The 26,105-nt window shown below is 64.0% G+C and carries 21 protein-coding genes; 12 read left to right on the plus strand and 9 right to left on the minus strand.

Features of this window, described 5'->3' with window-relative positions; genetic code table 11:
- Positions 1-177: 177 nt before the first annotated feature.
- The 3 genes from aceA (at position 178) to FJ546_RS25060 (ending at position 2,451) form a co-directional block, all read left to right on the plus strand.
- Positions 178-1,467: an isocitrate lyase gene (gene aceA / locus FJ546_RS25050; protein ID WP_140891760.1), complete on the plus strand. Its 1,290-nt coding sequence runs from the start codon at positions 178-180 to the stop codon at positions 1,465-1,467.
- 56 nt (positions 1,468-1,523) lie between these two features.
- A complete protein-coding gene (locus FJ546_RS25055) occupies positions 1,524-1,766 on the plus strand; it encodes a hypothetical protein (RefSeq protein ID WP_006202762.1) in 243 nt (80 codons plus the stop codon).
- A gap of 241 nt (positions 1,767-2,007) precedes the next feature.
- Positions 2,008-2,451: a response regulator gene (locus FJ546_RS25060; RefSeq protein WP_140891761.1), complete on the plus strand. Its 444-nt coding sequence runs from the start codon at positions 2,008-2,010 to the stop codon at positions 2,449-2,451.
- Positions 2,452-2,540: 89 nt separating this feature from the next.
- On the opposite strand, the gene FJ546_RS25065 is transcribed toward FJ546_RS25060, so the two are convergent.
- The gene (locus tag FJ546_RS25065; RefSeq protein WP_140891762.1) at positions 2,541-3,257 is read right to left on the minus strand and encodes an HAD family hydrolase; all 717 of its coding nucleotides are present in this window, start codon (positions 3,255-3,257) and stop codon (positions 2,541-2,543) included.
- Positions 3,258-3,400: 143 nt separating this feature from the next.
- Between FJ546_RS25065 and FJ546_RS25070 the strand changes: the two genes are divergently transcribed.
- The 3 genes from FJ546_RS25070 (at position 3,401) to FJ546_RS25080 (ending at position 7,468) form a co-directional block, all read left to right on the plus strand.
- Positions 3,401-4,837 (plus strand): glutamine synthetase family protein, encoded by a 1,437-nt coding sequence (locus FJ546_RS25070; protein WP_181168077.1) that lies wholly within the window; start codon positions 3,401-3,403, stop codon positions 4,835-4,837.
- 116 nt (positions 4,838-4,953) lie between these two features.
- On the plus strand, positions 4,954-6,240 hold the full coding sequence (locus tag FJ546_RS25075; protein WP_140891764.1) for an FAD-binding oxidoreductase: 1,287 nt from the start codon (positions 4,954-4,956) through the stop codon (positions 6,238-6,240).
- A 406-nt stretch (positions 6,241-6,646) separates the two neighbouring features.
- Positions 6,647-7,468, plus strand: a complete 822-nt coding sequence (locus tag FJ546_RS25080) for an SH3 domain-containing protein (protein ID WP_246686948.1) — start codon at positions 6,647-6,649, stop codon at positions 7,466-7,468.
- 102 nt (positions 7,469-7,570) lie between these two features.
- Here the strand turns inward: FJ546_RS25080 and FJ546_RS25085 are convergent, their stop codons facing one another.
- Positions 7,571-8,317 (minus strand): SDR family oxidoreductase, encoded by a 747-nt coding sequence (locus FJ546_RS25085; RefSeq protein WP_140891818.1) that lies wholly within the window; start codon positions 8,315-8,317, stop codon positions 7,571-7,573.
- Positions 8,318-8,626: 309 nt separating this feature from the next.
- Here FJ546_RS25085 and zwf point away from each other — a divergent pair, with 309 nt between their 5' ends.
- The 3 genes from zwf (at position 8,627) to edd (ending at position 12,688) form a co-directional block, all read left to right on the plus strand.
- Positions 8,627-10,096: a glucose-6-phosphate dehydrogenase gene (zwf, locus tag FJ546_RS25090; RefSeq protein ID WP_095198205.1), complete on the plus strand. Its 1,470-nt coding sequence runs from the start codon at positions 8,627-8,629 to the stop codon at positions 10,094-10,096.
- Positions 10,078-10,794, plus strand: a complete 717-nt coding sequence (gene pgl / locus FJ546_RS25095) for a 6-phosphogluconolactonase (protein WP_140891766.1) — start codon at positions 10,078-10,080, stop codon at positions 10,792-10,794. Before zwf ends, pgl begins: the two co-directional genes overlap by 19 nt.
- A 70-nt stretch (positions 10,795-10,864) precedes the next feature.
- Positions 10,865-12,688 carry a phosphogluconate dehydratase gene (edd, locus tag FJ546_RS25100; protein WP_140891767.1) on the plus strand — a complete coding sequence of 608 codons (1,824 nt, stop codon included), beginning with the start codon at positions 10,865-10,867 and terminating at the stop codon, positions 12,686-12,688.
- Positions 12,689-12,754: 66 nt separating this feature from the next.
- Here the strand turns inward: edd and FJ546_RS25105 are convergent, their stop codons facing one another.
- The 4 genes from FJ546_RS25105 to FJ546_RS25120 form a co-directional block, all read right to left on the minus strand.
- Positions 12,755-14,419, minus strand: a complete 1,665-nt coding sequence (locus FJ546_RS25105; protein ID WP_140891768.1) for a VWA domain-containing protein — start codon at positions 14,417-14,419, stop codon at positions 12,755-12,757.
- A 168-nt stretch (positions 14,420-14,587) separates the two neighbouring features.
- Positions 14,588-15,586 carry a GlxA family transcriptional regulator gene (locus FJ546_RS25110; protein WP_140891769.1) on the minus strand — a complete coding sequence of 333 codons (999 nt, stop codon included), beginning with the start codon at positions 15,584-15,586 and terminating at the stop codon, positions 14,588-14,590.
- Positions 15,587-15,614: 28 nt separating this feature from the next.
- Positions 15,615-16,514, minus strand: coding sequence for a bifunctional methylenetetrahydrofolate dehydrogenase/methenyltetrahydrofolate cyclohydrolase FolD (folD, locus tag FJ546_RS25115; protein WP_140891770.1), 900 nt, complete (start codon positions 16,512-16,514; stop codon positions 15,615-15,617).
- Between the two features lie 181 nt (positions 16,515-16,695).
- Positions 16,696-19,236: a GumC family protein gene (locus FJ546_RS25120; RefSeq protein WP_140891771.1), complete on the minus strand. Its 2,541-nt coding sequence runs from the start codon at positions 19,234-19,236 to the stop codon at positions 16,696-16,698.
- 199 nt (positions 19,237-19,435) lie between these two features.
- On the opposite strand from FJ546_RS25120, the gene FJ546_RS25125 reads away from it, so the two are divergent.
- The gene (locus FJ546_RS25125; RefSeq protein ID WP_140891772.1) at positions 19,436-20,731 is read left to right on the plus strand and encodes a lipopolysaccharide biosynthesis protein; all 1,296 of its coding nucleotides are present in this window, start codon (positions 19,436-19,438) and stop codon (positions 20,729-20,731) included.
- Between the two features lie 12 nt (positions 20,732-20,743).
- Here FJ546_RS25125 and FJ546_RS25130 read toward each other — a convergent pair whose 3' ends face one another.
- From FJ546_RS25130 to FJ546_RS25140, 3 genes are read right to left on the minus strand one after another with little or no spacing between them, the layout of a single operon-like run.
- Positions 20,744-21,667 carry a DUF6492 family protein gene (locus FJ546_RS25130; protein WP_140891773.1) on the minus strand — a complete coding sequence of 308 codons (924 nt, stop codon included), beginning with the start codon at positions 21,665-21,667 and terminating at the stop codon, positions 20,744-20,746.
- Positions 21,664-22,458 carry a WecB/TagA/CpsF family glycosyltransferase gene (locus FJ546_RS25135; RefSeq protein WP_140891774.1) on the minus strand — a complete coding sequence of 265 codons (795 nt, stop codon included), beginning with the start codon at positions 22,456-22,458 and terminating at the stop codon, positions 21,664-21,666. Before FJ546_RS25135 ends, FJ546_RS25130 begins: the two co-directional genes overlap by 4 nt.
- On the minus strand, positions 22,455-23,627 hold the full coding sequence (locus FJ546_RS25140; protein ID WP_140891775.1) for a glycosyltransferase family 4 protein: 1,173 nt from the start codon (positions 23,625-23,627) through the stop codon (positions 22,455-22,457). The genes FJ546_RS25135 and FJ546_RS25140 overlap by 4 nt, the downstream gene beginning before the upstream one ends.
- Before the next feature lie 171 nt (positions 23,628-23,798).
- Here FJ546_RS25140 and FJ546_RS25145 point away from each other — a divergent pair, with 171 nt between their 5' ends.
- Positions 23,799-24,797, plus strand: a complete 999-nt coding sequence (locus FJ546_RS25145; RefSeq protein ID WP_140891776.1) for a glycosyltransferase — start codon at positions 23,799-23,801, stop codon at positions 24,795-24,797.
- The gene (locus FJ546_RS25150; RefSeq protein WP_140891777.1) at positions 24,766-26,091 is read left to right on the plus strand and encodes an O-antigen ligase; all 1,326 of its coding nucleotides are present in this window, start codon (positions 24,766-24,768) and stop codon (positions 26,089-26,091) included. Before FJ546_RS25145 ends, FJ546_RS25150 begins: the two co-directional genes overlap by 32 nt.
- Positions 26,092-26,105 lie beyond the last annotated feature (14 nt).

Consider the following 26,105-nt stretch of genomic DNA (forward strand, 5'->3'; position numbering starts at 1 on the left):
CAATTATGACAGATTTACAGTACCCCTCTGTCAAACACAACACAGGTTTTCCCTAATTCTCGGCGACATAGCCTGATTTTTCTGGCTGATTTCGCGCCGCAATGTAAATTCAGTCACATCCCGATGCGCCAGAAGATTGGCGCACGGACAAAGGCCAGCAATCCTTCGGAGTGACCCATGACTGATTTTTACAATCTCGTCCCCTCGGCGCCGGAAGGTCGCTTCGACGGTATCGAACGTCCCTATTCGCCGGAGGACGTAAAGCGGCTGCGCGGCTCGGTGCAGATCCGCCAGAGTCTCGCCGAAATGGGTGCCAACCGGCTGTGGAAACTCATCCACGAGGAGGATTTCGTCAACGCGCTCGGCGCCATGTCCGGCAACCAGGCGATGCAGCAGGTGCGCGCCGGACTGAAGGCGATCTATTTGTCGGGCTGGCAGGTCGCCGCCGACGCCAACACCGCCTCGGCGATGTATCCCGACCAGTCGCTCTATCCGGCCAATGCCGCGCCGGAGCTGGTCAAGCGCATCAACCGGACGCTGCAGCGTGCCGACCAGATCGAGACCTCCGAGGGCAACGGGCTTTCGGTCGAGACCTGGTTCGCGCCTGTTGTCGCCGACGCCGAAGCCGGCTTCGGCGGGCCGCTCAACGCTTTCGAGATCATGAAGGCGTTCATCGAGGCGGGCGCCGCCGGCGTCCATTACGAGGACCAGCTGGCGTCGGAAAAGAAGTGCGGCCATCTCGGCGGCAAGGTGCTGATCCCGACCGCCGCGCATATCCGCAACCTCAACGCCGCGCGCCTGGCCGCGGATGTGATGGGCACGCCGACGCTGGTCGTGGCACGCACCGACGCCGAAGCCGCGAAGCTTCTGACATCCGACATCGATGAGCGCGACCAGCCCTTCGTCGACTACGATGCCGGGCGCACGGTGGAAGGCTTCTACCAGGTCAGGAACGGGATCGAGCCCTGCATCGCGCGGGCCGTCGCCTATGCGCCTCACGCGGACCTGATCTGGTGCGAGACCTCGAAGCCGGACCTCGCACAGGCCAAGAAATTCGCCGAGGGCGTGCGCAAGCACCATCCGGGCAAGCTGCTCGCCTACAATTGCTCGCCCTCGTTCAACTGGAAGAAGAATCTCGACGACGCGACGATCGCCAAATTCCAGAGGGAACTCGGAGCCATGGGCTACAAGTTCCAATTCATCACGCTCGCCGGCTTCCACCAGCTCAACTACGGCATGTTCGAACTGGCGCGTGGCTACAAGGAACGGCAGATGGCGGCCTATTCCGAGTTGCAGGAAGCCGAATTCGCGGCGGAAGCCAATGGCTATACCGCGACCAAGCATCAGCGCGAGGTCGGCACCGGCTATTTCGACGCCGTGTCGATGGCAATCACCGGCGGCAAATCGTCGACCACCGCCATGCATGAATCGACCGAGCACGCACAGTTCAGGCCGGCCGCCGAGTAGCGGATCAGAAACACCGGGGAAACGCCCAACAGGGCTTCAAACACAGGAGAAGACCAATGGCATCAATAAGCCGCGTCAAGGAACGGGCAGAAGAACAATCGACCACGATGAGCGTCGACCAGCAGGCAACGATCCGCATGCTGGCCAACGATCTGCACAGGCTCAACCAGTCGGTGATGAAGGCAGTCGAGGCCGGCGTCTCGGTGGAGCTGGTGCGCTCGGCGAGGCACCATGGCGGCGACGGCAACTGGGGCGACCTGCTGATCCCGGTGATCGTCACACAGCAGAGCCATGGCTAACCGGAAATCGTTGCAACCGGCCCTTCACCTGCGCAGTGTATGCGCAGGTGAATTATATTTTTATGCAACCGATCCGTGGACAGGGCAGTACAGTACTGTTGCTTGACTCCACTATCGCAGGAGGCGTTTTCGGAAGCCTTTTATTTCAACTTGACATGGGGTGCGATCTCACGCCAATTGTCGGCCAGATTCAACTCTGCATTGAAATGGGGGCGAGCTTCTTGGCCGACTTGGGTGCCCAGTGAGTAACGAGGGCGAGATCGCAAAATATCCGAATCTGGTGACCCAGGATTCAAGCACCGAGACGACACGCGGTCCCTCGCAAGTGCTTGTTGTCGGGAAATCACCGATCAATCGTGTGGTGGTGTCGAAGATCGTCGAGCGATCCGGGCTCAAGCCAATCTCGGAATCGCCCGACATGGCGGCGAAGACCTTGCGAACACTGGTGCCTGGGGTGATCGTGCTGGATGGCGGCGCGGACAACAAGGACTGCGACACCCTAATGTCGGGCATCGAGACGTTGCGACGGGTTTCGGGAAAATCGTTTCCTCCCGTGATCCTGCTTTCAACCAAGACCGGTACGCCGGAGAGTCTGGGCCTGTCGAACGTGATTGACGTCGTGGTCGCCAAGCCGATCACGCCCGAACGACTGCAACCGGTGATCGATCGCCTGATAAGCCGCTAAGGGCGTCACCTGACGTGCTTCAGGTCGTTGTTCCATGCATGTCGTTCGCCCAAAACCGAGGTCACTTTTGGGCGACGTGCAAAGCGCGATCAACTCCCTCTGGTGATGGTTTGGACCAGTTCAGGCAATTGCCCGAGGTCCGATATCTGGCGAAACCGCGGCTCGGCGAGCGGCGCCTCGACATGCTCGAGCACCCAGGTGAGTTCGTGCGGCACATGAACGCCCCAGCCGCCGGCCTCGATGGCCGGCACCACGTCCGACTTCAGCGAATTGCCGACCATCATGCTCTTTGCCGGACCGTCACCGTGGCGGTTGAAAAGGCGGGAGTAGGTCGCGGCATTCTTGTCGCTGACGATCTCGACCGCGTCGAACAGGTCGCCGAGGCCGGACCCGGCCAGCTTGCGCTCTTGGTCGAAGAGGTCGCCCTTGGTGATCAGCACGAGGCGGTAGGCGCCGGCAAGCTTCTCCACCGTCTCGCGCACATGCGGCAAGACCTCGATCGGGTGGCTCAGCATCTCGCGGCCAGCCTCGAGGATCTGCGCTATGACCGAAGCCGGCACACGCCCGTCGGTGACCTCGATCGCCGTTTCGATCATCGACAGGGTGAACCCCTTGATGCCGAAGCCGTAGACGGCAAGGTTGCGCCGCTCGGCCTCGAGCAATCGCGCCGAAATCTGGTTCTCCCCGCCATGATCGGCAAGCATGGCGGCGAAACGCTTCTCCGTCATGCGGAAGAACTGTTCGTTCTGCCAAAGCGTGTCGTCGGCGTCGAAGCCAATGGTCGTCAGTTCGCTATTGTTTCGCATCGATGCCTTCCAGGTCGGGAGCCGTACGAACCTAAGCCGGCCGACGTGATTTTCAACCGGAACGAGGAATGCCGGCAGCACCTCCCCTTCCCTTAAACAGCGGGGCACGGCTATACTCCGAAATCCGCAACCCAATCTGGTGAATGATGCCGCCTGCAAAAAAGGAAGTCCGTCCGTCGAGCCGCGGAGGACGAGCGCGTACGCCTGCCTTCGTGAAAAACCTGCGTGGTGTGAAGAACTGGAAGGAAGTCAGCGAGTGGCTGGAATGGCGCGGCATCGAGGACATCGAATGCATCACGCCTGATCAGGCGGGCGTGGCCCGCGGCAAGATGATGCCGTCGAAGAAATTCACCTCCAACACCTCGCTGGCGCTGCCTTCGGCCGTTTTCATGACGACGATTTCCGGCGGCTATCCCGAAGACGGCAACGGCTTCCACTATCCCGAGGACGACGGCGACCTCAAGCTGATGCCGGACCTATCGACGCTGACAGTGGTGCCCTGGGAAGAAGACCCGACGGCCGCTGTCATCTGCGACCTCGTCCACCAGGATGGCCGCTCGGTCGAATTCACGCCGCGCAATGTGCTGAAGCGCGTGCTTGCCGCCTATGACAAGCTTGGACTGAGGCCGGTGGTGGCGCCCGAGATCGAGTTCTACCTGGTGCGCAAGAATCCGGACCCTGACTATCCGCTCACCCCGCCCGTCGGTCGCTCGGGCCGTGCGATCGGCGGCGGCGCCGGCTATTCGATCGCCGGCGTCAACGAGTTCGACGAACTGATCGACGACATCTACCACTTCTCCGAAAGCCAGGGCCTGGAAATCGACACGCTCATCCATGAAGAGGGCGCCGGCCAGCTCGAGATCAATCTGCGCCATGGCGACCCGATCGAGCTCGCCGACCAGGTGTTCATGTTCAAGCGCACCATCCGTGAAGCCGCGCTCAAGCACGAGATCTACGCCACCTTCATGGCCAAGCCGATCCAGGGCCAGCCGGGTTCGGCCATGCATATCCACCAGTCGATCATCGACAAGAAGACCGGCAAGAACATTTTTTCGGCCGAGGACGGCTCGGAGACCGAGGCGTTCTTTCATTTCATCGGCGGCATGCAGAAACACGTGCCGAACGCGCTGGTGATGTTCGCGCCCTATGTCAATTCCTACCGGCGGCTGACGCAGGCGGCCTCGGCTCCGGTCAACAACAAATGGGGCTATGACAACCGCACCACGGCGTTCCGCGTGCCGCGTTCGGATCCGGCGGCGCGGCGTGTCGAAAACCGCATCCCGTCCTCCGATGCCAATCCCTACCTGGCGCTGGCGGCTTCGCTTGCCTGCGGGCTGATCGGCATCACCAGGAAGGTCAAGGCCGAGCCGCCGGTGTTGACGACCGCCAATGCGGACGAGATCGACCTGCCGCGCAGCCTGCTCGAAGCCGTCGACCTGTTCGAGGGCGACGAGGAACTCGGCGCGCTGCTGGGCAAATCCTTCGCCGCCACCTATGCGGCGATCAAGCGGGCGGAATTCGAGACCTTCATGGAAGTGATCAGCCCGTGGGAGCGGGAGTATCTTCTGCTCAACGTATGAGCGGCGACGCTTGAATGGTGAATAGTGAATGGTGAGTAGCTTCATACTGGATGGATGAGCGCAGACGGTTGCGGTCCCTCACAGCCATTCATTATTCACCATTCTTTGGCGTTCCCATGTCCTATCAATCTCCCATTTCTCCCGGCCGCTCCTGGTATGAGGACACGGCCGGGCCTCGGCCTGAGTATCCGGCGCTCGACGGCGACCGAAAATGCGATGTCGTCGTTGTCGGTGGCGGGTTCACCGGCCTGTCAGCGGCGGTTCACTTGGCGAAGGCTGGAGCAGACGTGGTGCTCATCGAATCGTATCGCTTCGGTGACGGCGCATCGGGCCGCAATGGTGGCCAGCTCGGCACCGGCCAGCGCGCCTGGGCAGAAGATCTGGAGGCCGAATGCGGCCTGTCCCGTGCCAAGGCACTGTTCGATCTCGCCGAGGAGGCGAAGGCGCATCTCATCGAATTCGCCGCCACCAATCAGATCGATATCGACTACATGCCGGGCCAGCTCTCGGTGGCGCACAAGCCGCGCTATGTCGACGACTACAAGGCGCATGCCGAGATCATGGCCAGTCGTTTCTCCTATCCGTACATCTCCTTCATGGATGCGAAGGAGACGGCGCAGCGACTCGGCTCGACCGCCTATTTCGGCGGCACGCGCGACACCGGCACCGGCCATATCCATCCGATGAAGCTGGTGATCGGCACGGCGCGGGTGGCTGCGCAGACCGGCGCGCAGCTGTTCGAAGGGACGCCATCGACCGGCATTGTTTCCGCTGGCGGCAAGGTCAGGGTTTCCACGCCAAGAGGTACCGTGACGGCGCAGAAATGCCTGATCGCGGTCAACGCCTATGGCGGCACGCTCGAACCGGTGAGTGCCGCGCACATCATGCCGATCGGCTCCTTCATCGGTGCGACCGTGCCTTTGGGGGCGGATTCGAAGGTGCTGCCCGGCGGCGAGTCCGTCGATGATTCGCGCTTCGTGGTGCGCTATTTCCGCAAATCGAGGGACGGCCGGTTGCTGTTCGGCGGACGCGAGGTCTATGGCGTCAACGACCCGAAGGACATCCACATCCACATTCGCCGCCAGATCGTAGAGCTCTATCCGGCGCTGAAAGATATCGAGATCACCCATGGCTGGGGCGGCTATGTCGGCATCACAGTGCCGAGGAAACCATTCGTGCGCGAAGTGATGCCCAATGTGATCTCGGCCGGCGGCTATTCCGGCCATGGTGTCATGCTGTCGAACTTCTTCGGCAAGCTCTACGCCGAGACCGTCGCCGGCAATCGCGACCGGCTGAAACTGATCGAGGATCTGAAAATTCCGCCATTTCCCGGCGGCCGCCGTTTCCGCACGCCGCTGCTTTTCCTGGCGCTCAACTGGTTCGCGCTGCGCGACCGGATCTAGGGGCATATTGGCCAAAAGTGCCCCCCGGTTAGGGAAACCATATAGGCCTGAAGTGAACCGCATGGATCCGTCTCGAAGCGACGCACCTCGTGCTCGGTCCAATCGCCATCACGATCTGATGTAATATTGTAATATTCATTGCCCGCGCGACACATTGCGGAAATGGCGGCAAAGGCGCAGAATCCTTTATAATGGCGTACTGATGCCACAATCGGGGGCGAAAGGTTCGCGCTTCTGGGCGACTATTCGGGGATTGCTGCGGGCTTGCCCGTGTTGATTTTTGGGACCGATGCCGATCAGATGCCGGACTTCCGGCAATGATTGAAAGAACATCGGCCCGCTTATGGAGGTGGCGAGAGTGAGAGAGCCCTTCAGTTTCGGTGCTCCGGAACGTCGGCGCTTTGCCATGCAGTTTGGATACGACATGCGGCCGTCCTTCTGGCAGGGAGTCCGTTCGAACTCGCATCTGGTGATTGCCGCGGTGGGCACCGCCGCGCTGCTCGGCGTGGCCGCGGTGGCGCTCTGGCTGGCATTGCCGACGAGCGAGCGGCAGGCAGCCGCCAGCCAGGAACAGAGCATTCCGGCCATTCCGGTGAAAACGACGAAGGTCGTCCCGGCCGGAACCACGGTGGCCGCGGCGACCGTGCCGCAGCCCGCCCGCAAGTCCGACCAGGTCTCGCCGACGATGGCGGCGGCGAAAGCAAACATACAAGCGCTGGCGGCCAATGATCCCCGCTGGACGGGAGCGCAGCCGAAGGCCGCTTCGGCGGCACCCGATCAGGCGGCTGCCCCCAGCCAAGCGGCCAATCAGGCTAAGCCGACGCCAGTCAAGCCGGCTGTCGCGGCGGCATTCGCGCCATCGGCGACCGATACCGATGCCGCCAGCGAACTTGCCAAGGTTGCCGCGCCCGCACCAGCGGCAAGCAGCAATCCGGATGGAGCCAAGACCGCCGCGATCCCCGAAGTGCAGCCACAGGCGCCCGAACAGCAGCCGACGGCGAGTGATGATGGCAGCAAGGCCAAGCCACGCAAGGTGGCGGCGGCCGGCAACGGGCGCATCCTGAGACCGGTGACCATGCGCAGCGGCCCGAAGAAGAACGCAGCCGCCATCGTCACTGTGCCGGCAAGAACCTCGGTGCAGGTGATGAACTGCAAGCAATGGTGTCAGATCGTCTACAACGGCAAGACAGGCTGGGTCTACAAGAGTTACATCAAGACCGGCGGCTGATATACCGGCGCATTTACGGCTGAGGCCGGACGTTGCCGGTACAAGTCAAACTCGAAGTCGCAGGTACTGTCGAACCGACCGGCGCCACAAGGACGATGCGTTTCAGATGCAGCGGCCGCCATCGACCTCCAGCGCCACGCCGGTGATGAAGGCGGCTTCATCCGATGCCAGCCAGAGTGCGGCATTGGCGATATCGAGTGGGGTCGAAAGCCGGCCGAGCGGGATCGAGGCGCGGAAAGTCTCGCGAATCCCGGGCGTGTCGGCGCCCATGAATTTCTCCAGCATGCCGGTTTCGCCGGCGACCGGGCAGAGGCAATTGACACGAATGTTCTTCGGCGCGAGTTCCACCGCCATCGATTTGGTGGCGGTGATCGCCCAACCTTTCGAGGCATTGTACCAGGTGAGGCCGGGCCGTGGCCTGAGGCCAGCGGTGGAGGCCGTGGTCAGGATGACGCCGCCACCTTGCCGCTCCATGATCGGCACCACGGCAAGAGCCGCGTGATAGATCGCCTTCATGTTGACAGCGGTGATCAGGTCGAAGGTTTCTTCGTCGACCTTCAGCATGTCGCCGTTGCGGTGGGTGTAACCGGCATTGTTGACCATGATGTCGATGCGGCCGAAGGCGCTTTTGGCGGCATAGATCATCTCGTCGAATTCGGAGCGCAACGAGACATCTGTCTGCGTCCAGATCGCCGCCTCGCCGATCTCGCCGGCGACGCGCTCCGCCCCCTTGGCGTTGAGGTCGGCGACAACGACCCTGGCGCCTTCCTGCGCGAAGCGCTTGGCCATGCCTTCGCCGAAGCCGGATGCCGCGCCGGTGATGATGGCGACCTTGTTTTCCAGACGCATGCTTTTCCCACTCATAGATGTCTTCCTGGAACCAATAAGGCGGCTGACCGGCGCGGCCCATGCCGCGACAGACAAGGCGCCATTTCCCCCTTAGCTTTCGTCACATTCACGTTCTATGCTGCAACTGCGAAAGCTTCCGGAGTCTTCGTTCACCGACAAGCCTCCGGCAAGCGCCAGTGTCAAGCGCACATGTGGACCCAATCAATATCCAGCGATTGGTCCTCGATGTGACACCATGGCACTGGAAAATTTAAATCGATTAGAATATATCAGCCGCGTACTCGCGACCGGCGTCAAAGCGGACAGACCATGACCAGCCAGATCATTCCCGTCGACCCTTTCGACTTCATCATTTTCGGCGGCACCGGCGACCTGTCGGAACGCAAGCTTCTGCCGTCGCTCTATTATCGCCAGCGCGACCATCAATTCTCCGAGCCGACACGCATCATCGGCACATCGCGCTCGAAAATGAGCGACGAGGAATTCCGCGCCTTCGCCAGCCAGGCGATCTCCGACCACGTCAAGCCGGCCGATATCGACGCCAAGGAGCTGAAGACCTTCCTGGCGCGGCTTTCCTACGTCTCCGCCGATGCCACAAGTGGCGCCGGCTTTGACAAGCTCAAGAAGGCGATCGGCGAGAGCGAGAGCATCCGCGCCTTCTATCTGGCCGTTGCGCCGGCGCTGTTCGGCGATATCTCGCACAAGCTCAAAGAGCACAAGCTGATCACGCCGAATTCGCGCATCGTGCTGGAGAAGCCGATCGGCCGCGATCTTGCCTCGGCGCGGGCGCTCAACGATCTGGTCGGCGACGACTTCCACGAAAGCCAGATCTTCCGCATCGACCATTATCTCGGCAAGGAGACGGTGCAGAACCTGATGGCGCTGCGCTTTGCCAACGCGCTCTACGAGCCGCTGTGGAACTCCGCCCATATCGACCACGTGCAGATCACCGTGGCCGAGACCGTCGGCCTGGAAGACCGCGTCACCTATTACGACAAGGCCGGCGCGCTGCGCGATATGGTGCAGAACCACATGCTGCAGTTGCTCTGCCTCGTCGCCATGGAGGCGCCGTCATCGATGGACGCCGACGCCGTGCGCGACGAGAAGCTCAAGGTGCTGCGGGCGCTGAAGCGCATCAACGGCAACGAGGCGCCGAAGCACACGGTGCGCGGCCAGTACCGCGCCGGTGCATCGGCCGGCGGGCCGGTGAAGGGCTATGTCGAGGAGCTCGGCAAGGACAGCAACACCGAAACCTTCGTCGCCATCAAAGCCGAGATCGGCACATGGCGCTGGGCTGGCGTTCCGTTCTACCTCAGGACCGGCAAGCGGCTGGCGACCCGGGTTTCGGAAATCGTCATCGAGTTCAAGCCGATCCCGCATTCGATCTTCGGCGACAGCGCCGGGCCGATCTTCGCCAACCAGCTGGTCATCCGCCTGCAGCCGGACGAAGGCGTCAAGCAGTTCATCATGATCAAGGATCCGGGCCCGGGCGGCATGCGGCTGCGCCAAATCTCGCTCGACATGAGCTTCGCGCAGTCCTTCGACGGCCGCGCGCCCGATGCCTATGAAAGGCTGATCATGGACGTGATCCGCGGCAACCAGACGCTGTTCATGCGCCGCGACGAGGTCGAGGCCGCGTGGAAATGGATCGACCCGATCCAGAATGCCTGGGAAGGCGCCAAGCAGGAAGCACAAGGCTATACGGCAGGCACATGGGGGCCGTCGGCCTCGATAGCGCTGATCGAACGTGACGGGCGGACATGGCACGAGAGCAATTGAACGGCGCCAGCTACAACTGGAACGCTTTCCCCGACCGGCCGCACCTGGCCGCGGCGCTGGCCGGCCGCGTCGCCGATCGGCTGACCAGGGCGATCGGCGAGCGCGGCACTGCAGTGCTGGCCGTCTCCGGCGGCACGACGCCGGCAAAATTCTTTGCCGCCCTTTCGGCGATGCCGATCGCCTGGGACAAGGTGATCGTGACGCTGGTCGACGAGCGTTTCGTACCGGCCTCCTCGCCGCGCTCCAATGCCGGGCTGGTGGCCGCCAATCTCTTGCAGAACGCCGCCAAGGCGGCGCGCTTCGTGCCGCTCTACCATGAGGCATCCGGCATCGAGGATGCAGCGGCATCCGACGATGCCGCACTGCGCTCCCTGCCCTGGCCGCTCGATGTCGTGGTGCTCGGCATGGGACCGGACGGCCACACCGCCTCGTTCTTTCCCGATGCCGACGATCTGGCCAAGCTGCTCGACCCAGCCTCGGACAGGATCATCCTGCCGGTTCACGCGGCCAGTGCGGGCGAGCCGCGGCTGACCCTGACGCTGGCGCGCATCATCGATGCCGGCTTCATCGCGCTGCACATAGAGGGCGAGGACAAGCGCACCGCCTTCGACGGCTCGCTCGCGCCCGGGCCGCGGAAGCCGATCCGAGCCGTGCTCGACGCCGCGCCCAGGCCCGTAGAGGTTTTCTGGGCGCCCTGATTTTGGATTTAGTGGTCCCGGCAATGGCGGGAGGATGTTTCCGGGACCTCGCCTGAAAGGACCGACCGCCATGACCGCAAGAAGCGACATCGAAGCCATCACCGAGCGCATCCGCCAACGTTCGAAGGCGGGCCGCGAACGCTATCTCGGCCGTATCGCCGAAGCGTCGAACCAGACCGCCAACCGGTCGGTGCTGTCCTGCGGCAACCTCGCCCACGGCTTTGCGGTGTGCAGCCCCTCGGAAAAGCTGGCGCTCGGCGCCGACAAGGTGCCCAATCTCGGCATCATCACCTCCTACAACGACATGCTGTCGGCGCATCAGCCCTTCGAGACCTTCCCTGCCCTGATCAAGGAGGCCGCGCGCGAGGCCGGCGGCATCGCCCAGGTGGCCGGCGGCGTGCCGGCGATGTGCGATGGCGTCACGCAGGGCCAGCCCGGCATGGAATTGTCGCTGTTTTCGCGCGACGTGATCGCCATGTCGGCGGCGGTCGGCCTGTCGCACAACATGTTCGACGCCGCTGTCTTTCTCGGCGTCTGCGACAAGATCGTACCGGGACTGGTGATCGCGGCGCTGACCTTCGGCCATCTGCCGGCGGTGTTCATCCCGGCCGGACCGATGACGACCGGGCTGCCCAACGACGAGAAGGCCAAGGTGCGCCAGCTCTATGCCGAGGGCAAGGCGGGACGCGCCGAACTGCTGGAAGCCGAATCCAAATCCTACCATGGGCCGGGCACGTGCACCTTCTACGGCACGGCGAATTCCAACCAGATGCTGATGGAGATCATGGGCCTGCACACGCCCGGCGCCTCCTTCGTCAATCCCGGTACGCCGTTGCGTGATGCGCTGACCCGCGAGGCGACGAAGCGGGCACTGGCCATCACCGCGCTCGGCAATGCCTATACGCCGGTCGGGCGGATGATCGACGAGCGGTCGATCGTCAACGGCGTCGTCGGCCTGCATGCCACCGGCGGCTCGACCAATCATACCATCCATCTGATCGCCATGGCGGCGGCGGCCGGCATCGCACTGACCTGGCAGGATATTTCCGACCTGTCGGAAGCCGTGCCGCTTCTGGCCCGCGTCTATCCGAACGGGCTTGCCGACGTGAACCATTTCCATGCCGCCGGCGGGCTCGGCTTCCTGATCCGCGAACTGCTCGACGAAGGCGTGCTGCACGAGGATGTGCAGACGGTGTGGGGCGAAGGCCTGCGACCCTATGCGGTCGAGGCAAAGCTCGGCGCCGATGGCTCGGTGGTGCGCGAGGCCTCGCCGCGTGCCAGCGGTGACGAAAAGGTGCTGGCGCCGTTCAGCAAGGCGTTCCAGCCGACGGGCGGCCTGAAGGTGCTGGCGGGCAATCTCGGCCATGCCGTCATCAAGACCTCCGCCGTCAAGCCGGAACGGCGCATCATCGAGGCGCCGGCCAAGGTGTTCGACAGCCAGCAGGGCCTGAACGATGCGTTCAAGGCCGGCACGCTCACCGGCGATTTCATCGCCGTTATCCGCTTCCAGGGGCCGAAGGCCAACGGCATGCCGGAACTGCACAAGCTGACCACAGTGCTCGGCATCCTGCAGGATCGCGGCCAGCGCGTGGCGCTGGTCACCGACGGGCGCATGTCCGGCGCTTCCGGCAAGGTGCCGGCGGCGATCCATGTGACGCCGGAAGCCGTCGAGGACGGGCCGATCGCCCGGATCCAAGACGGCGACATCATTCGCCTCGACGCCGATGCCGGTACGCTGGAAGTGCTGGTGCCGGGGACCGAGTTCGCGTTGCGCCGCACCGCTGAAGCCGATCTCATCGGCAATGAGTTCGGCTTCGGCCGCGAGTTGTTCGCCGGCTTCCGGCAGCTGGTGGGCCGCGCCGACCATGGCGCCAGCGCTTTCGGAACGGCGTGACGTGATCCGTCTCATCCATGAAAAAGGGCGGCTCGTGGCCGCCCTTTTTACATTATCCATGCGATCCTATTGCACCGTCAACTCAGCCCGCTCGCCGGCCTTGACCGTCACAGAGCCTTCCTTCGAGCTGTTGTCCGATTTCTCCGAGACGACGGCGTAGTCACCCACCGGTATCGCCGCCTGATACTTCTGGTCGTATGCGTAGCCAAGCGACTTGCGGTTGCCGTTGATGTCCTTCTTGGTTTCGAAAATCTCAATCTTCGAGGCTCCGGGCGCGGTGATCGCCAGCACGCCGGCATTCATGGCGACCTTCACATCCTGAAATTCGCCGACCTTGACGTTGAACGGCTGCTCGACGACGGCAAGATCGACCGTCGCAATCAACACATAGTCATCAGGCGGCAGATCGAACTTGCTGTCGGGACCATACGCATAGGTCACCTCGTCCCGGGTTCCGTCGATCTTCTTTTTCGCCTTCACGACCTTGAAGCCGATGCCCGAACCGTCGGCCTTGTCGCCGCCGGCTGTATAATAGGCGTTGGCAACGACATGTCCGACGCCGGCGATGATGTCCTTTTCGACTGTCTTGCCGGCAGCGAGCGGTATCGTCTCGGAAGCCACGCCCTGGCCGATCGTGACCGTCACTTTCTCCTCACCGGCCGGCAACACGGTCTTGGTGGTCCCATAGTAGGTCGCGGGATTATCGGCACCTGGGTAGTCGATCACGACGGCCGCGCCATCGACAACATCCGCCCCCGCGCTTGGTCGCGGATGAATGATGAGCGTGCCGGCATTCAAGGTGAAGAGCGGCTTGGCGACCTGGCCTGCCTCGATCTTGACCTTCTGCTCCACCTTGGCCTCGCCGTCGCGCGCGACAATGACGTAATCGCCCGGTTCCAGATTGGCTTTGTAGGCGCCATATTCGGTGGTGACGTTGTCGCCACGCGTGCCGTCGGACCTTGCCTTGTAGACTTCCCAGGCATTGCCGTCGGTGACCGGATCACCGCCCTCGGCAAGCACCGCCGTCGGCATGAAATTGAATTCCGGCTTGGCAGGCTCGGGGGCAGGCGCCGGTGCGGGAGCCGGTTCAGGCGCGGGTGCCGGCGCCGGTGCGGCGACGGTTTCGACCAGGGCCTCCTGCAGCGCCTTCTCATCGGAGGCCTGGATGTACTTGCCGCCGGTGTTTTCAGCCAGGCAGGCGATCTGCTTACCCTCGTCGGCTGTCAATCCGAAGCCGACGACATCGGCGGTGAAATCGACGCCGGATGCCTTGAGTTCCTTGCCCAGTGCACAGGGGTCGCCGCCGCAGGTTTCCAACCCATCGGTAATCAGGACGACGGTTGCCTTGTCCTCGGTGTATTTCAGCGCTTCCGCCGCCTGCTTGACGGCCGCCGTCAACGGCGTCTTGCCAAGGAATTTCAAACTGTCGGCGGCATCCGTGATGGCGCTTGCCGAGCCTGCCTGAGGCGGCACGATCAGCTGGATGTCGTCGCAGCTGCCTTTTTCGCGATGGCCATAGGCCATGAAGCCGATCTCATCGTCGGCGGGAACGGATTGAAGCACGGTCCTCAGCGATTCCCTGGCGATTTCGAGCTTGGGCTTGCCGTCGATCTGTGCCCACATCGAGCCGGAAGCGTCGAGAATGATGATGACCTTGTTGGCGGCGAAGCCGACCGTCGTCATGAAAAACAGCAGGATCGCCGCAGCGATGCTCCGCGCAAATACCGCCATCGAAATCTCCTGAGTTAGCCCCCTAATCCGCACAGGGAAGCTATTTGAGGCTGCTTCAGGACACAAGCCCGGCGCGGCCGTCTCGCTCAGGCCCTGGGCGGAGACAAAGCGTTCGTGCGGCAGGATCGCCCCGGCAGCAGGCGTCTTGGAGCCAGATCGAAGCCCGGCTCAGTAGGTGGTGCGGCGCTCTTCGGAGGGCGGCCGGCCGAACTGCAGCCGGTAGCTCTGGGCGAAATAGGAATGCGAGGTGAAGCCGGTCGCGATCGCCACGTCGAGGATCGGCATGTTGGTCTGGCGCAGCAATTCGCGTGCCCGCTCCAGCCGCAGCCGCATATAGTAGCGGCCGGGCGTCACGTTGAGGTGGCGCAGGAAGAGACGCTCGACCTGGCGCACCGAAAGGCCGGCCGATTTGGCGAGTTGCACCGCCGACAGCGGCTCATCGAGGTGGTCGGCCATCAGTTCGACGATGCGCCTCAGCTTCTCCGACTTGCCGGTCAGATCGCGCTCCGGCCCGACGCGCTGGCGGTCGCCGGCCGAGCGGATGCGCTCGTGCTGGAACTGGTTGGCGACGCCATTGGCAAGGTTGGAGCCGAAGTCGCCGCGCACGATCTCCAGCATCAGGTCGATCGAGGTGGTGCCGCCGGCGCAGGTGTAGCGCTTGCGATCGATCTCGAAGACATTGCCGGTGCAGTTGATGTCGGGGAAGCGCTCCATGAAGCCGGCGCGGTTTTCCCAATGGATGGTGCAGCGGTAACCGTCGAGCTGGCCGGCCTCGGCCAGCAGATAGGACCCGACCGACAGCGCGCCGAGCGCGTTGCCGCGCCGTCCCCAGCTGCGCAACGCCGCCAGGACCTTGCTCTTGCCGGGAAATTCCGTCGTCAGGCCGACCGAAACGAAGAGGATGTCGACCGGCGGCAGGTCGGCCACGGCATAGTCGATCTTGAGCGGCAGGCCGTTGGACGCCATCACCGGATCGCCATCGGCCGACACCGTGGTCCAGCCATAGAAATCGCGACCGAGCAGACGGTTCGCCGACCGGAACGTATCGATCGCCGCGGCCAGTGAGAACATGGAAAACTTGTCGACCAGCAGGAAGGCGAACTGCCGGCCACCTTGAACGGGATCACTCGGGACCGGCCGTTCCGGGGAAATGGTGGGGTTCGGCAAAACTGGCGCTTTCAGGGTCAACCCGGGCTCAGAAGGAGGGCCGCTTCAATCCGGCCGCAAGGTAGGCAGAAGCTAACGTATTGGCCATCAGCATGGCAATGGTCATCGGTCCGACACCGCCGGGCACCGGCGTGATGGCGCCGGCTTGCCTGGCCGCCTCGGCGTAGGCGACATCGCCGACGAGGCGCGACTTGCCCTCGCCCTTCTCGGGCGCGGGAATGCGGTTGATGCCGACATCGATGACGGTGGCGCCCGGCTTCACCCAATCCCCCTTGATCATTTCCGGCCGGCCGACGGCGGCGACCAGGATGTCTGCGGTGCGGGCGAGCGCCGGCAGATCCTTGGTGCGGCTGTGGGCGATGGTGACGGTGCAGTTGGCGGCAAGCAGCAGATTGGCCATCGGCTTGCCGACGATGTTGGAGCGGCCGACGACGACGGCGTTGAGGCCGGACAGGTCCTTGCCGCGCACGCGCTCGATCAGAAGCATGGAACCGGCCGGCGTGCAGGGAACGAAGGCCGTGTCGAGTTCGCCCGTGCCGAGCTTGCCGACATTGATGAAATGAAAACCGTCGACATCCTTCTGAGGCGCAATCGCCTGGATGATCTTGCCGGCGTCGATGTGGGCGGGCAGCGGCAGTTGCACCAGGATGCCGTTGATGGCCGGATCGGCGTTGAGGTCGGCGATGATCTTGAGCAACGCCTCTTGGGAAGTCTCGGCCGGCAGCGTGTGCTGGAGCGAATGAAAGCCGCATTCCTTGGCGGTGCGCGATTTGGAAGCGACATAGACCTGACTCGCCGGATCCTCGCCGACGATGACCACGGCCAGGCCAGGCTTGGCGTTGCCCTTGGCGACCAGCTCGGCGGTCAACGCCTTGACCGTCCGCACCACATCCTCGGCAACGCTCTTTCCGTCAATCACTTCGGCCATGAACCATCCTCAACCCTGTTTCGCGCAACGCCGCTTTCGAGATGCAATGTCCGGCGACGGCAACATGCAGCGCGGCATTGTCACGAAAATTCCGGCACGCAATCCCGTCAAAGCGCCGTCCCATGCCGTTTACGCGAAAACCGGGATGGTTTTGTTCGGCCTCGGCAACCTATCTTGTGGCTCAGAAGTAGCGGCGGCGGGCGCGGCTTTCGGTGAGTTCGCGGACCGCCTCGCGGAATTCGCGCAGGCTGGCACGAATTTCCTCGATCGGCGCCTGTTCGGCGCTTTCCTCAACCGGCGAAGGCTCCTCCGATGGCTGGGGTGGATAGGCCGGCGGCGTGGGCTGCGGCGGATACGGCATGTGCCCGGCATAGGGCGCCATGGCCTGGGTATAGGGGTGAGCTGCAGGTGACGGCGCCGGCCAGGACTGCATCGAGCCGGCCTGTGAGGGATAGGGCGGCGGAGCCGGATAGATCGGCAGTGGCGGCTTCAGGGGCGACCGCGACGGCGGCCCCATCGGCTGGGAATAGGTGGCATCGAAGCCTGGCGGGAAAGGCGGCCGCGAATAGTCCGACGACCGCGGCATGAAGGCGGAATCCGGGTTCGGGAAGCCTGAGGGCATGGCAGCATCCGCCGGCCGCGCATTGTCGCCAAAGGCGGCGAATTCGCTGTCATCGTCCAGTTCGGCGGATGGCTTGCGGGAGAGAGCATTGCGCAATTTCGCCATGAGCGCGGCGACACGCCCGGGCCGTTCGGCGGGAGCGGCTTCGGCCTGTGCCAAGGGCGGTGGCGGTGCTGGCGGCGGGGGTGGCACCGGCGGCACGGGCGCTGCCGGCATTGGCGGCGCGGGCGGCGGCGCCGACCGGAATGCCTGGTCTTCGACAGGCGCCTTGCGGTCGCGGCGCGAGCGCGATGTGGCGGTCTCGCGCAGGCTTTCATAGGCGCCGCGCATGGCACCGAGGCCAATTCCAGAGGCAAACCCCAGGAGCAGACCGGCAAGGGCCATCACGGCCCGCGACGGACCTTTGGCCTCGAGCGGTGCGAAGGCCTTGGAGATCACATTCATGTTGGCGGTGTTGATGTCCTTCTGCTCGCCCGTCTCCTTGGCGCGCAGCAGAAATTGTTCGTAGACGGAGCGCTTGGCGGCAGCCTCGCGCTCCAGTTCGCGCATCGACACCAAATCGCTGTTGACGTCGCCGCTGCGCACCTTGAGCTGGGCAAGGCGGGAGGAGAGATCCTGTTCCAGCTGGACGGCGCGTTTCAGATCGACCTGCAGCGAGGAAGCGATGCGGCGCAACTCGCCGGCGATGCGGTCGCGCGCACCGGCGATCTGTGCGTTCAGCGCCTGGAGTTCAGGATGACGCGGGCCCAGCCGGATGGCGGCACGGTCCGCCTCCTGCTTGAGCGTTGCATATTGCGAACGCAGATCGCTCATCGTGTTGGAATTGATCTCTTCCGGTAAGGTGCCGGCGAGAACCGAATTGACGTCGATCGAGCGCGCCGAAGCCGCCCTTGCATTGAGTTCCAGCGTGCGGGCGCGGGCGACCGAGAGCTGCTCGTTGAGCTTCAGCATCTCATCGTCGCTGATCAGATGACCCTGTGCGTCGACGAGGTCATGCGACGCTCTGAACTCCTCGACCTTGCGTTCGGCTGCCTCGACGCCCTTGCGCAGTTCATCGAGCCTTGCCGTCAGTTCGTCGGTCGCACGGCCGGCCGTAGCGGACTGGATCTGACCGAAGGTCTGCAGAAACACATCCGTCATCGTGTTGGCGATGAGCGCCGATTTCTCGCCGTTCTGCGTGATCGCGCTGACGGTGATGACGAAGGTCTTGCCGCCACGCTCGACAGACAGGCTTTCGGCCAGATTGCCAACGGCGAGCGCACGCCGGCGGACCTCGTCCGCGCCGCCCGGGCCGTCCTGGTGTGGAAGAATCGCACGAATGAGAGACCTGATGCCGAGGCCGCCGGCACCCTGGCCATTGAACTCCGGATCGTTGGCCAGATTGAGCTTGTCGACGACCTTGTTCAAGACCGTGCCCGAGGTTAGCACCCGGACCTGGTTTTCAACGATGGCGAGCGTGGCGTCGGAAGCGACCACATTCTGGGTAAGGTCCCGGTCGGTGAGCTTGAGGTCGCGCGGGTCAACGATCAGTTCAGCGGTGGCTTCATATTTCTTCGGCGTCGACAGCGCGATCGCGATGCCGAGCCCGGCACCGATCAGGGTGGTGGTGATGATCAGCAGTTTCGACCTGGCAATGCCGCGCGCGACCTGCATCGGATCGATCAGCGGCTTCCACTGTTGATCGTCCCTGCGATCGTCAAAGGATGTATTGGCTTCGCCTGCCTGGCGGGATCCGGACGTGTCATGCGCGCGAGTGCTGCCGGAAGGCTCTTCAGCAGATTGTCTTGAATATGGCATGGCCGGCGGCAGATCGTCGGCGTCCTCTTGCGAGCGCCAGGCGTCGTCCCGAGCCGCCGCTTCCGGCTGCTCATCCGGCCGGAGGCGCCCTGTTCCGCCGGCGGCAGACGGCGCTGGGTTCGTTCGCGCCTCACGCCGCGAACGGGCAAGGCGATGGCGCGTGGCAGCATCCTCGCGCCATACCGAATCTGCGCGATCGCCTATCGAGACCAGGGATGCGTCATCCTCACCGCGCATGGCCTGGCCGAGCGCCAGCAATGAACGCTCGCGCCTCCAGTCTTCACGGTTTTCCCTGTCGACCATTATCTTGGAGCTTCACTCTTTGGCCACCGGGCAGCGGCGGTCGGCTACTCGTTAAGCCACGCTAAACAAGCATAGGAAACAAAAAGTTAATTTCGGCATGCCGGCATGTAAGCTTTTCATAACCTCAAGTGTCGGAATTTCAGTGCTTTCGGGCCTTAGAACGGCACGTTAAGCTTTCCCGCCTATGGCTTCCCGGCACATGACCGAAGCTCGCGGCATACCGCAAAGGCGTAGTTTCGCCCGGATCGGCACTTTCGTGGCCGAGCGACGGGGGCTGGTGCGCGACTATTTTTCCGCGATCAGCGGCGCCGGCGGGCGGCTGGTGTTTTCGCTGGCCTATTTCATCGCCCTCGCCAACACTTTGTCGATCTCCGAATTCGGCATGTTCGCCACCGCCTCGGCCGCCGGCGTGATGCTGTCGCGGATCCTGGCCTTCGGTTTCATCTCGGCGCTCTACCGCACCGCCACCATCCGCCCCAATCTGATCGGCACCTTCACCGCCGGCTTCCTGCTGCTCGGCGTCGTTTCGCTGCCGCTCCTGGCGTTGGCCTCGTTCGGGGTCTACCTGATCTTCTTTGCCGGCACCGTGCCGCTGTCGGTGTTTTCGGCGATCGTGTTTGCCGAAGCGCTGTTGTGGCGGCCGGTCGAGGTGGCGCTGATCGTCAACAACGGGCTGGGCAAATTCGGGCGCGCCGCGATCCTGGCGATCCTGGCGACGGCACTGCGGGCGCTTGGCGCGGTGCTGTTCATGGTCTCGGCGCAGCACAGCATCTGGATGTGGTCGTGGTTCTATATCGGCGCCAACGCCGCCTCGCTGCTTCTGGCTTTCGGCTGGTTCTATCCGCGCCAAAGACTGCGGCTGCGCATCGAGCTTTATCTCAGGCGGCTTGCCGATTCCATTTACGTCGCCGGCGCGGAAGTGTTGTTCTACCTGCAATCGGAATTCGACAAGCTGCTGGTGCTGGCGATCGGCGGCCCGCATCTGGCCGGCATCTATGCCATCATCATGCGGCTGGTCGACCTGACCGCAATCCCGATCCGCACCTTCTCGATGATGCTGGTGCAACGCATGATGCGCGCGCCGGACCTGTTGTCGCGGCTGGCCGTCAAGAGCGGCATCGAGGGCGGCGTGTTCGTCGTTTCGACGCTGGCGCTGCTGGCGCTCGGCATCGTGCTGCACTTCTTCCCCAACGCCCTCGGCAGGAACGTCTCCGAGGCCGCGCCGCTGGTGGCGCTGGCAATCTGCGTTCCGGGATTGCGCAATCTGGTCGAATACCAGGCGGAGCTGTTGTTCGCGCGCGGCCAGACGGCGGTGCGGGCGCTCAATCTCGGTTTGCTCGCCGCCCTGAAGGCACTGCTTTTGACCTATGTGCTGACCACCATCGCCGACACGTCGACGCTGGTGCTGTCGCTCAACAGCGTCTTCCTGATGCTCTATCTCGCTTCGATGCTGCTGACTTATTCGGCGCTGCGCAGGCCGGCGAAGGCGATCTGAATTCAGGTGAGGCTAGCCCAACCCGATCAGGCGGCGGATGCGACCGATATCGGTGCCGATGAAGGATTGCATGCCGATCGCCACCTGCTCCGGCGCCATGCCGGCAACGAAGCGGCGAAACTCGTCGTCCGATAACGCCTCTCCTGTCCAGTGGACGCGGCAGAATTCCTCCGAACCGTGGAAGTGGCCGGCGCCGTCCAGCAGATCGTCGACATAGCGGCCATAGATCATGCATTCGGAGAATCTGCGCGCCGAGCCGACCACCTCGACCCAGGCGCGGCCATGGACCTTCTCGATCTGGCCGCACATGGCAAGCACGGTGTCGCGGCGCCAGGCGATCAGCGTCGAGATATAATCGTGGGCCGACATCCGCGACGGGTCGATGCCGAGCGCGGAACCCGCATTGCGCGACCAGATGCGATGCTCGTCGTGACCGTCGTCGGCAAGCACGCCGTCGCGGCGGAACAGCCGCGCCTTGCCCCCGCGCCAGAAGGCGGTGCAGTCGAAGGCCTTCAGAAAAGCGACGTCGGAATCGCAGAAGACCAGAACGTCTTCCCTGGCATGCGCCGCTATGGCGATGCGGCGCAGCTGCTGCACGTGCCAGCCGCGCAGCGGTTGCGTCTTCAGGCTGAACCAGACACGCCGACGGAACAGGCTGAGCGGATCGTCGAAAGCGCGCAGCCAGCGCGGCAGCAGGTCGCGCTCGTCGACAACAGTGCGCCGGCCAGTCTCCAACTGACGGAAAAGCGCGACGTCGCGGTGTTCGACCAGGATGTAATGGTGCGCGGCGCCGGAAACATGCCGGTCAAGCGTCTCGCACAACAGGCGGCAGCGCTCGAAATCCGGCGCGTAGCTTGCCGTCACCACCGCCGCCGTCGGCGTCTTCGGCAACAGGCCAAGGCCGACGAGAGCGTCTGGAACGAACCTTTTGTTCAACGGAGCTCTCCGGCCGTTTCGGCGCCATGCGACCATCTCTGCCTGACGACCCGCCACAGGAACACCGGATTGCCGACGACGTAGCGGCGCCAGAGCCGGCCCGGCTCGACCGCCAGCCGGAACAGCCATTCCAGGCGCAGGCGGCGCATCCACAGCGGCGCGCGGGGCACCGAGCCACTCAGGAAATCCAGCAGAGCGCCGACCGCGACCGGCATCGTGCAGTGGCGTTCGTCGATGTGGCGGGCGATCCACAGTTCCTGGCGGGGCACGCCCATGGCGACCAGCAGCATATCGGGCCGCAGCGCCGCGATCCGGCCAATGATCTCCGGCTCCTGCGCGGCGGAGAAATAGCCGTCATGAATGACCACGAAAGTGTGCTGCACGGCAAGGGCCGCCAGCTTGACCGACGCCGCCTCGGCGTTGACACGCGTCGCGCCGAGCAGCCCGACAGTCAGCGGCCGCGTCGAGGCCTGCAAGAAGGCCGGCACGAAATCGGTGCCGTTGAGATTGTCCGGAAAGGGCGCGCCGTAGAGAAGCTTCGCGGCGAGATCGACGCCGATGCCGTCCGGCAGGATGAGGAAATCGTCGAGCGCCTCGGCGAAGACCGGGTCTGAATAGGCGATGTTGGCATTGTGGGCGTTGAGGAAACTGACCTTGGTGAAGCGCCGCTCGGCGATCAGGCGGGTGAGCAGGGCGATGGCATCGTCCCAACGGATGGCGAGCACGGAGATGCCGAGGATCGTCTTCAAGCTGTCGAGCCCGAATGCGGCGCGGGCGGTATGCATATTCATGCGAACACCTCCTGCCTGACGGCCCCGAGTTTCTCCAAGCCGAGCCGGATGGCGACATCCAGCGCCTTGACCTGCTGGTGATGGAACGCGCCGCCATCGACGTCCCGGACGTCGGCGGCCGCAGCCTCCAGGGCCCTGGCGAAGCCGGCCGGATCGTCGGTGACGATGCAATTGTCGGGGCGATGGTCGATGCCGCGCAATGAGCGGCTGGTGGCGACCGAGGGCAGCCCGAGTTCGAACGTCTCGATGGTCTTCAGCTGCACGCCGCTGCCCGCGGTGCTGATCAGCGGGATGACGGCCGCGCCGCACACGAACGCCCTGGCATCCGGGACACGGCCGACAAACTCGACACCCGGATGCGCCGAGGTGGCGCCTGAAGGCATGTGGCCGGCGATGCGGATGCGGAAACCGGGCCGAAGATGCGGCACCACTTTACTCAGGAACCAGTCCAGGCCGATGCGGTTCGGCTGCCAGGTCCAGGTGCCGATCAACGCAGCGTCGCAGTCGATCCGGCGCGGGCCGTTGCGGGTTGGCGCCTTGGCGCCGGTCACCAGCGGCAGCACCGCCGATCGGTCGGCGGCGGCGACGCCGAGTGCCGCCCGGTCTTCCTCGGCCAGCGTGAAGACAAAGCGCGCGCGGCGGCAGAGACGCTCTTCCACGACCTTGAGCAGCCTTGCCTCGCGGCGGAACAGCAGGCGCTGGAAGGGGCCGCCGGCAGCCGCCGCGTTCTCCCGCGCCGAGAGATGCTCGACATTGTGGGCGACGAAGATCGAAGGCTTGTCTTCGAAGAGCTTTTCGAAGGCGCCGGCGAACTGGACGGAATTCAGCACATAGCCATCGAACGGCCCGGCCCGATCGAGAGCGGCCTGCACTTCGTGATCGGACACCGCACGCAGCTTGACCGAGGCGAAGGTGAGGCCCGACAGCATCGCCTTGCCGACCCAGGCGAACTTTTGCAGCGCTGAGGCGCTTTCCGTGCGCACGTCGATCGCACCCAGCACCACGGTGTTTTCCGGATCGGCCGCGGCCTTCCCGGGCCAGGTGAAACCGATGACCGTGACGCGCGCGCCGGCGCGCCGCAACGCTGCGATGATCGCAGCATTGGCGATCTCGTAGCCCGAGGCGAGAGCGCCGTCGGGCACGATCGATGTGACGAACAGCAGATGCATCTCACCTATCCTGTGGTGTAGCCGGTAGCAAAGCGCGGTGAACCCTTGATTAAGCGAGCACAACCAACGGCCGAAAGCCCCTGCCCGACGGGCCTCTCCATGCAAGGTGATTAACGAAACCTTATCACCGTGGTGCTACCAGAACGCGACTCACCATGTGGCTGGACACGGATGATCCCTTTGCCATCAGATGGTTCGGTATCGATCGCTGGACGGTCTCCCCGGCTTAACGTGGAGGCTGTCGAAGCGGTCGTCACCCTGCCGACCTTCAAGCGGCCCGAACAGGTGCTGGAAACGCTGGCTTCGCTGCGCGCACAGCGGACCGGCAGGCGCTTTGCCGTCATCGTCATGGAGAACGAAGCCGAGGCGCGGGAAGGCGCCAAGGCGGTGCTGCCGCTGTTCGAGCGCGGCGAGATGCCGGGCATGGTCATCATCGCGCATGAGCGCGGCAATTGCAGCGCCTACAATGCCGGCTGGCAGACGGCGATCCTGCACTTTCCGAACTTCAGGCATCTGCTGGTCATCGACGATGACGAGATCGCCGATCCGCACTGGCTGGAACGCATGTGCACGGCGGCCGAGACGCTCGGCGCCTATATTGTCGGCGGCCCGCAGGTGCCTGTCTTCGCAGACGCTGCCCATGCGAGATGGGCCGAGCATCCGGTGTTCGCGCCGCCCTACCGAGAGACGGGACGCGTGCCGGCGCTCTATTCGTCCGGCAATCTTCTGGTCGGGCGCAACGTGCTGATCGCCATGGGGCCGCCCTTCCTCGATCTCAGATTCAACTTCATGGGGGGCGGCGATTCCGATTTTCTCAGCCGGGCGGCGCAGAAGGGCTTTGTGCTCGGCTGGTGTGCCGAGGCCAAAGTTCGCGAGACCGTCCCAGCGCGGCGCGTCGAGGCCGACTGGGTCCGGGCCCGCAGCCTGCGCAACGGCGTGATCTCGACGCTGGTCGAGAAGAAGAAGCGCGCCGGCACGCCGCTGGCCGGCGCCAAGGTGTTGGCGAAAAGCCTGGCGCTGCTGGCCGCTTCGCCGTTTCGCGGCCTGATCCGGCTGGCACGGACAGGATCGCCGGCGATCGCCATCTACCCCGTCCATGTGGCGCTCGGCCGCGTGCTGGCCGAATTCGGATATGCCAATGAGCAGTATCGCCAACCCGAGAAAAACTGAGCGCGGCCTGCTCAGCGACGCGTTCACGCGCGACGGCGTGGCGACGGCCATCGCCGCACTGCTGTTCACCGTCATCATGGTGTCCTTCCGCCCGTTCCAGCCGGCAGGCGCAGAACTCACCGGCGACGGCGGCGACATCGTCAACCAGCTCGGCTTCGGCTCGCTCGGCGCCGTTTCGATCTTCTCGCTGATGGCCTTTGCCGATCCGCGCATCGTGCGCTCGCTGTTCAGCCCGTCCTGGGTGCTGATGCTGGGTTTCTTCTTCCTGTCGGTGGTGCTGGCGACCGACCCACCCTCGGCGATGCGCGCCGCGTCCTTCACCATGATCGGCATCCTGACCATGGCAACGATCCTGGCGCTGCCGCGTGACGCCGAGTCCTTCTCGAAAGTCATCATCTTCACCGCCGTGGTGGTGATGGGCCTTTCCTATGTCGGCCTGATCGTCTTTCCGCACGAAGCGCTGCACACGGGCGATTCCCAGGAGCCCGAACATGCGGGCCTGTGGCGCGGCGTGTTCACCCACAAGAACATCGCCGGCCCTATCATGGCCTGCTTCAGTTTCGCCGGCCTCTACCTCTACCGGCGCGGGCAACGCTGGTGGGGCGCGGGAATCTTCTGCGCGGCGATGATCTTCATGCTGCACACCGGCTCCAAGACCACCGCCGGCCTGGTGCCGTTCTCGATCCTGATCGTCGTTCTGCCGAGCCTGATTGGCATGCGGCTCGGCACGCCGATCCTGTTTACGCTGGCGATCATCGCCACCGCGGTCGGCACGCTGGGCATCGTTTTCCTGCCGCCGGTGAAGCATCTGGCGGCGATCTATTTTCCCGACATGACCTATACCGGCCGCACGACGCTGTGGGAGTTCGCCGGCTCGATGCTGGCGAAGAAACCATGGACCGGCTACGGCTATGAGAGTTTCTGGGGCACGCCGCTGCTGCTCAACCAGGACCAACCCTTCGACCGGCCGTGGGACATCCGGACCATCGTGCACGGCCATGACGGCTATCTCGACATCGCCGTGTTGATGGGCATCCCCGCCCTTTGCGTGGCTGCCTACACGTTCCTCATCGCGCCACTGCGCGACTACATGCACATTCCGCTGCGCAAGGAAAATATCTATCTCGGCGACTTCTTCATGATGGTGGTGCTGTTCACCGCGCTCAACGCCTTCCTCGAAAGCTTCTTCTTCCATCGCGGCGACCCGGTCTGGCTGTTCTTCGTGCTCGGCGTGCTTGGCCTGAGGCAAGTGTCGCTGCGGCCGATCCCGGTGCGTGGCTCCCGACCGGCCTGACAGGGGCTTCCCTA

The organism is Mesorhizobium sp. B2-4-19, from assembly GCF_006441315.1.
Taxonomy (GTDB): Bacteria; Pseudomonadota; Alphaproteobacteria; order Rhizobiales; family Rhizobiaceae; genus Mesorhizobium.

Bases quoted from the DNA above. Each gene is read 5' to 3' on its own strand.
- aceA (WP_140891760.1), top strand. From the start codon at position 178: ATGACTGATTTTTACAATCTCGTCCCCTCGGCGCCGGAAGGTCGCTTC.
- FJ546_RS25055 (WP_006202762.1), top strand. From the start codon at position 1,524: ATGGCATCAATAAGCCGCGTCAAGGAACGGGCAGAAGAACAATCGACC.
- FJ546_RS25065 (WP_140891762.1), bottom strand. From the start codon at position 3,257: ATGCGAAACAATAGCGAACTGACGACCATTGGCTTCGACGCCGACGAC.
- FJ546_RS25070 (WP_181168077.1), top strand. From the start codon at position 3,401: ATGATGCCGCCTGCAAAAAAGGAAGTCCGTCCGTCGAGCCGCGGAGGA.
- FJ546_RS25075 (WP_140891764.1), top strand. From the start codon at position 4,954: ATGTCCTATCAATCTCCCATTTCTCCCGGCCGCTCCTGGTATGAGGAC.
- FJ546_RS25080 (WP_246686948.1), top strand. From the start codon at position 6,647: ATGCAGTTTGGATACGACATGCGGCCGTCCTTCTGGCAGGGAGTCCGT.
- FJ546_RS25085 (WP_140891818.1), bottom strand. From the start codon at position 8,317: ATGCGTCTGGAAAACAAGGTCGCCATCATCACCGGCGCGGCATCCGGC.
- zwf (WP_095198205.1), top strand. From the start codon at position 8,627: ATGACCAGCCAGATCATTCCCGTCGACCCTTTCGACTTCATCATTTTC.
- pgl (WP_140891766.1), top strand. From the start codon at position 10,078: ATGGCACGAGAGCAATTGAACGGCGCCAGCTACAACTGGAACGCTTTC.
- edd (WP_140891767.1), top strand. From the start codon at position 10,865: ATGACCGCAAGAAGCGACATCGAAGCCATCACCGAGCGCATCCGCCAA.
- FJ546_RS25105 (WP_140891768.1), bottom strand. From the start codon at position 14,419: ATGGCGGTATTTGCGCGGAGCATCGCTGCGGCGATCCTGCTGTTTTTC.
- folD (WP_140891770.1), bottom strand. From the start codon at position 16,514: ATGGCCGAAGTGATTGACGGAAAGAGCGTTGCCGAGGATGTGGTGCGG.
- FJ546_RS25120 (WP_140891771.1), bottom strand. From the start codon at position 19,236: ATGGTCGACAGGGAAAACCGTGAAGACTGGAGGCGCGAGCGTTCATTG.
- FJ546_RS25125 (WP_140891772.1), top strand. From the start codon at position 19,436: ATGACCGAAGCTCGCGGCATACCGCAAAGGCGTAGTTTCGCCCGGATC.
- FJ546_RS25135 (WP_140891774.1), bottom strand. From the start codon at position 22,458: ATGAATATGCATACCGCCCGCGCCGCATTCGGGCTCGACAGCTTGAAG.
- FJ546_RS25140 (WP_140891775.1), bottom strand. From the start codon at position 23,627: ATGCATCTGCTGTTCGTCACATCGATCGTGCCCGACGGCGCTCTCGCC.
- FJ546_RS25145 (WP_140891776.1), top strand. From the start codon at position 23,799: ATGATCCCTTTGCCATCAGATGGTTCGGTATCGATCGCTGGACGGTCT.
- FJ546_RS25150 (WP_140891777.1), top strand. From the start codon at position 24,766: ATGAGCAGTATCGCCAACCCGAGAAAAACTGAGCGCGGCCTGCTCAGC.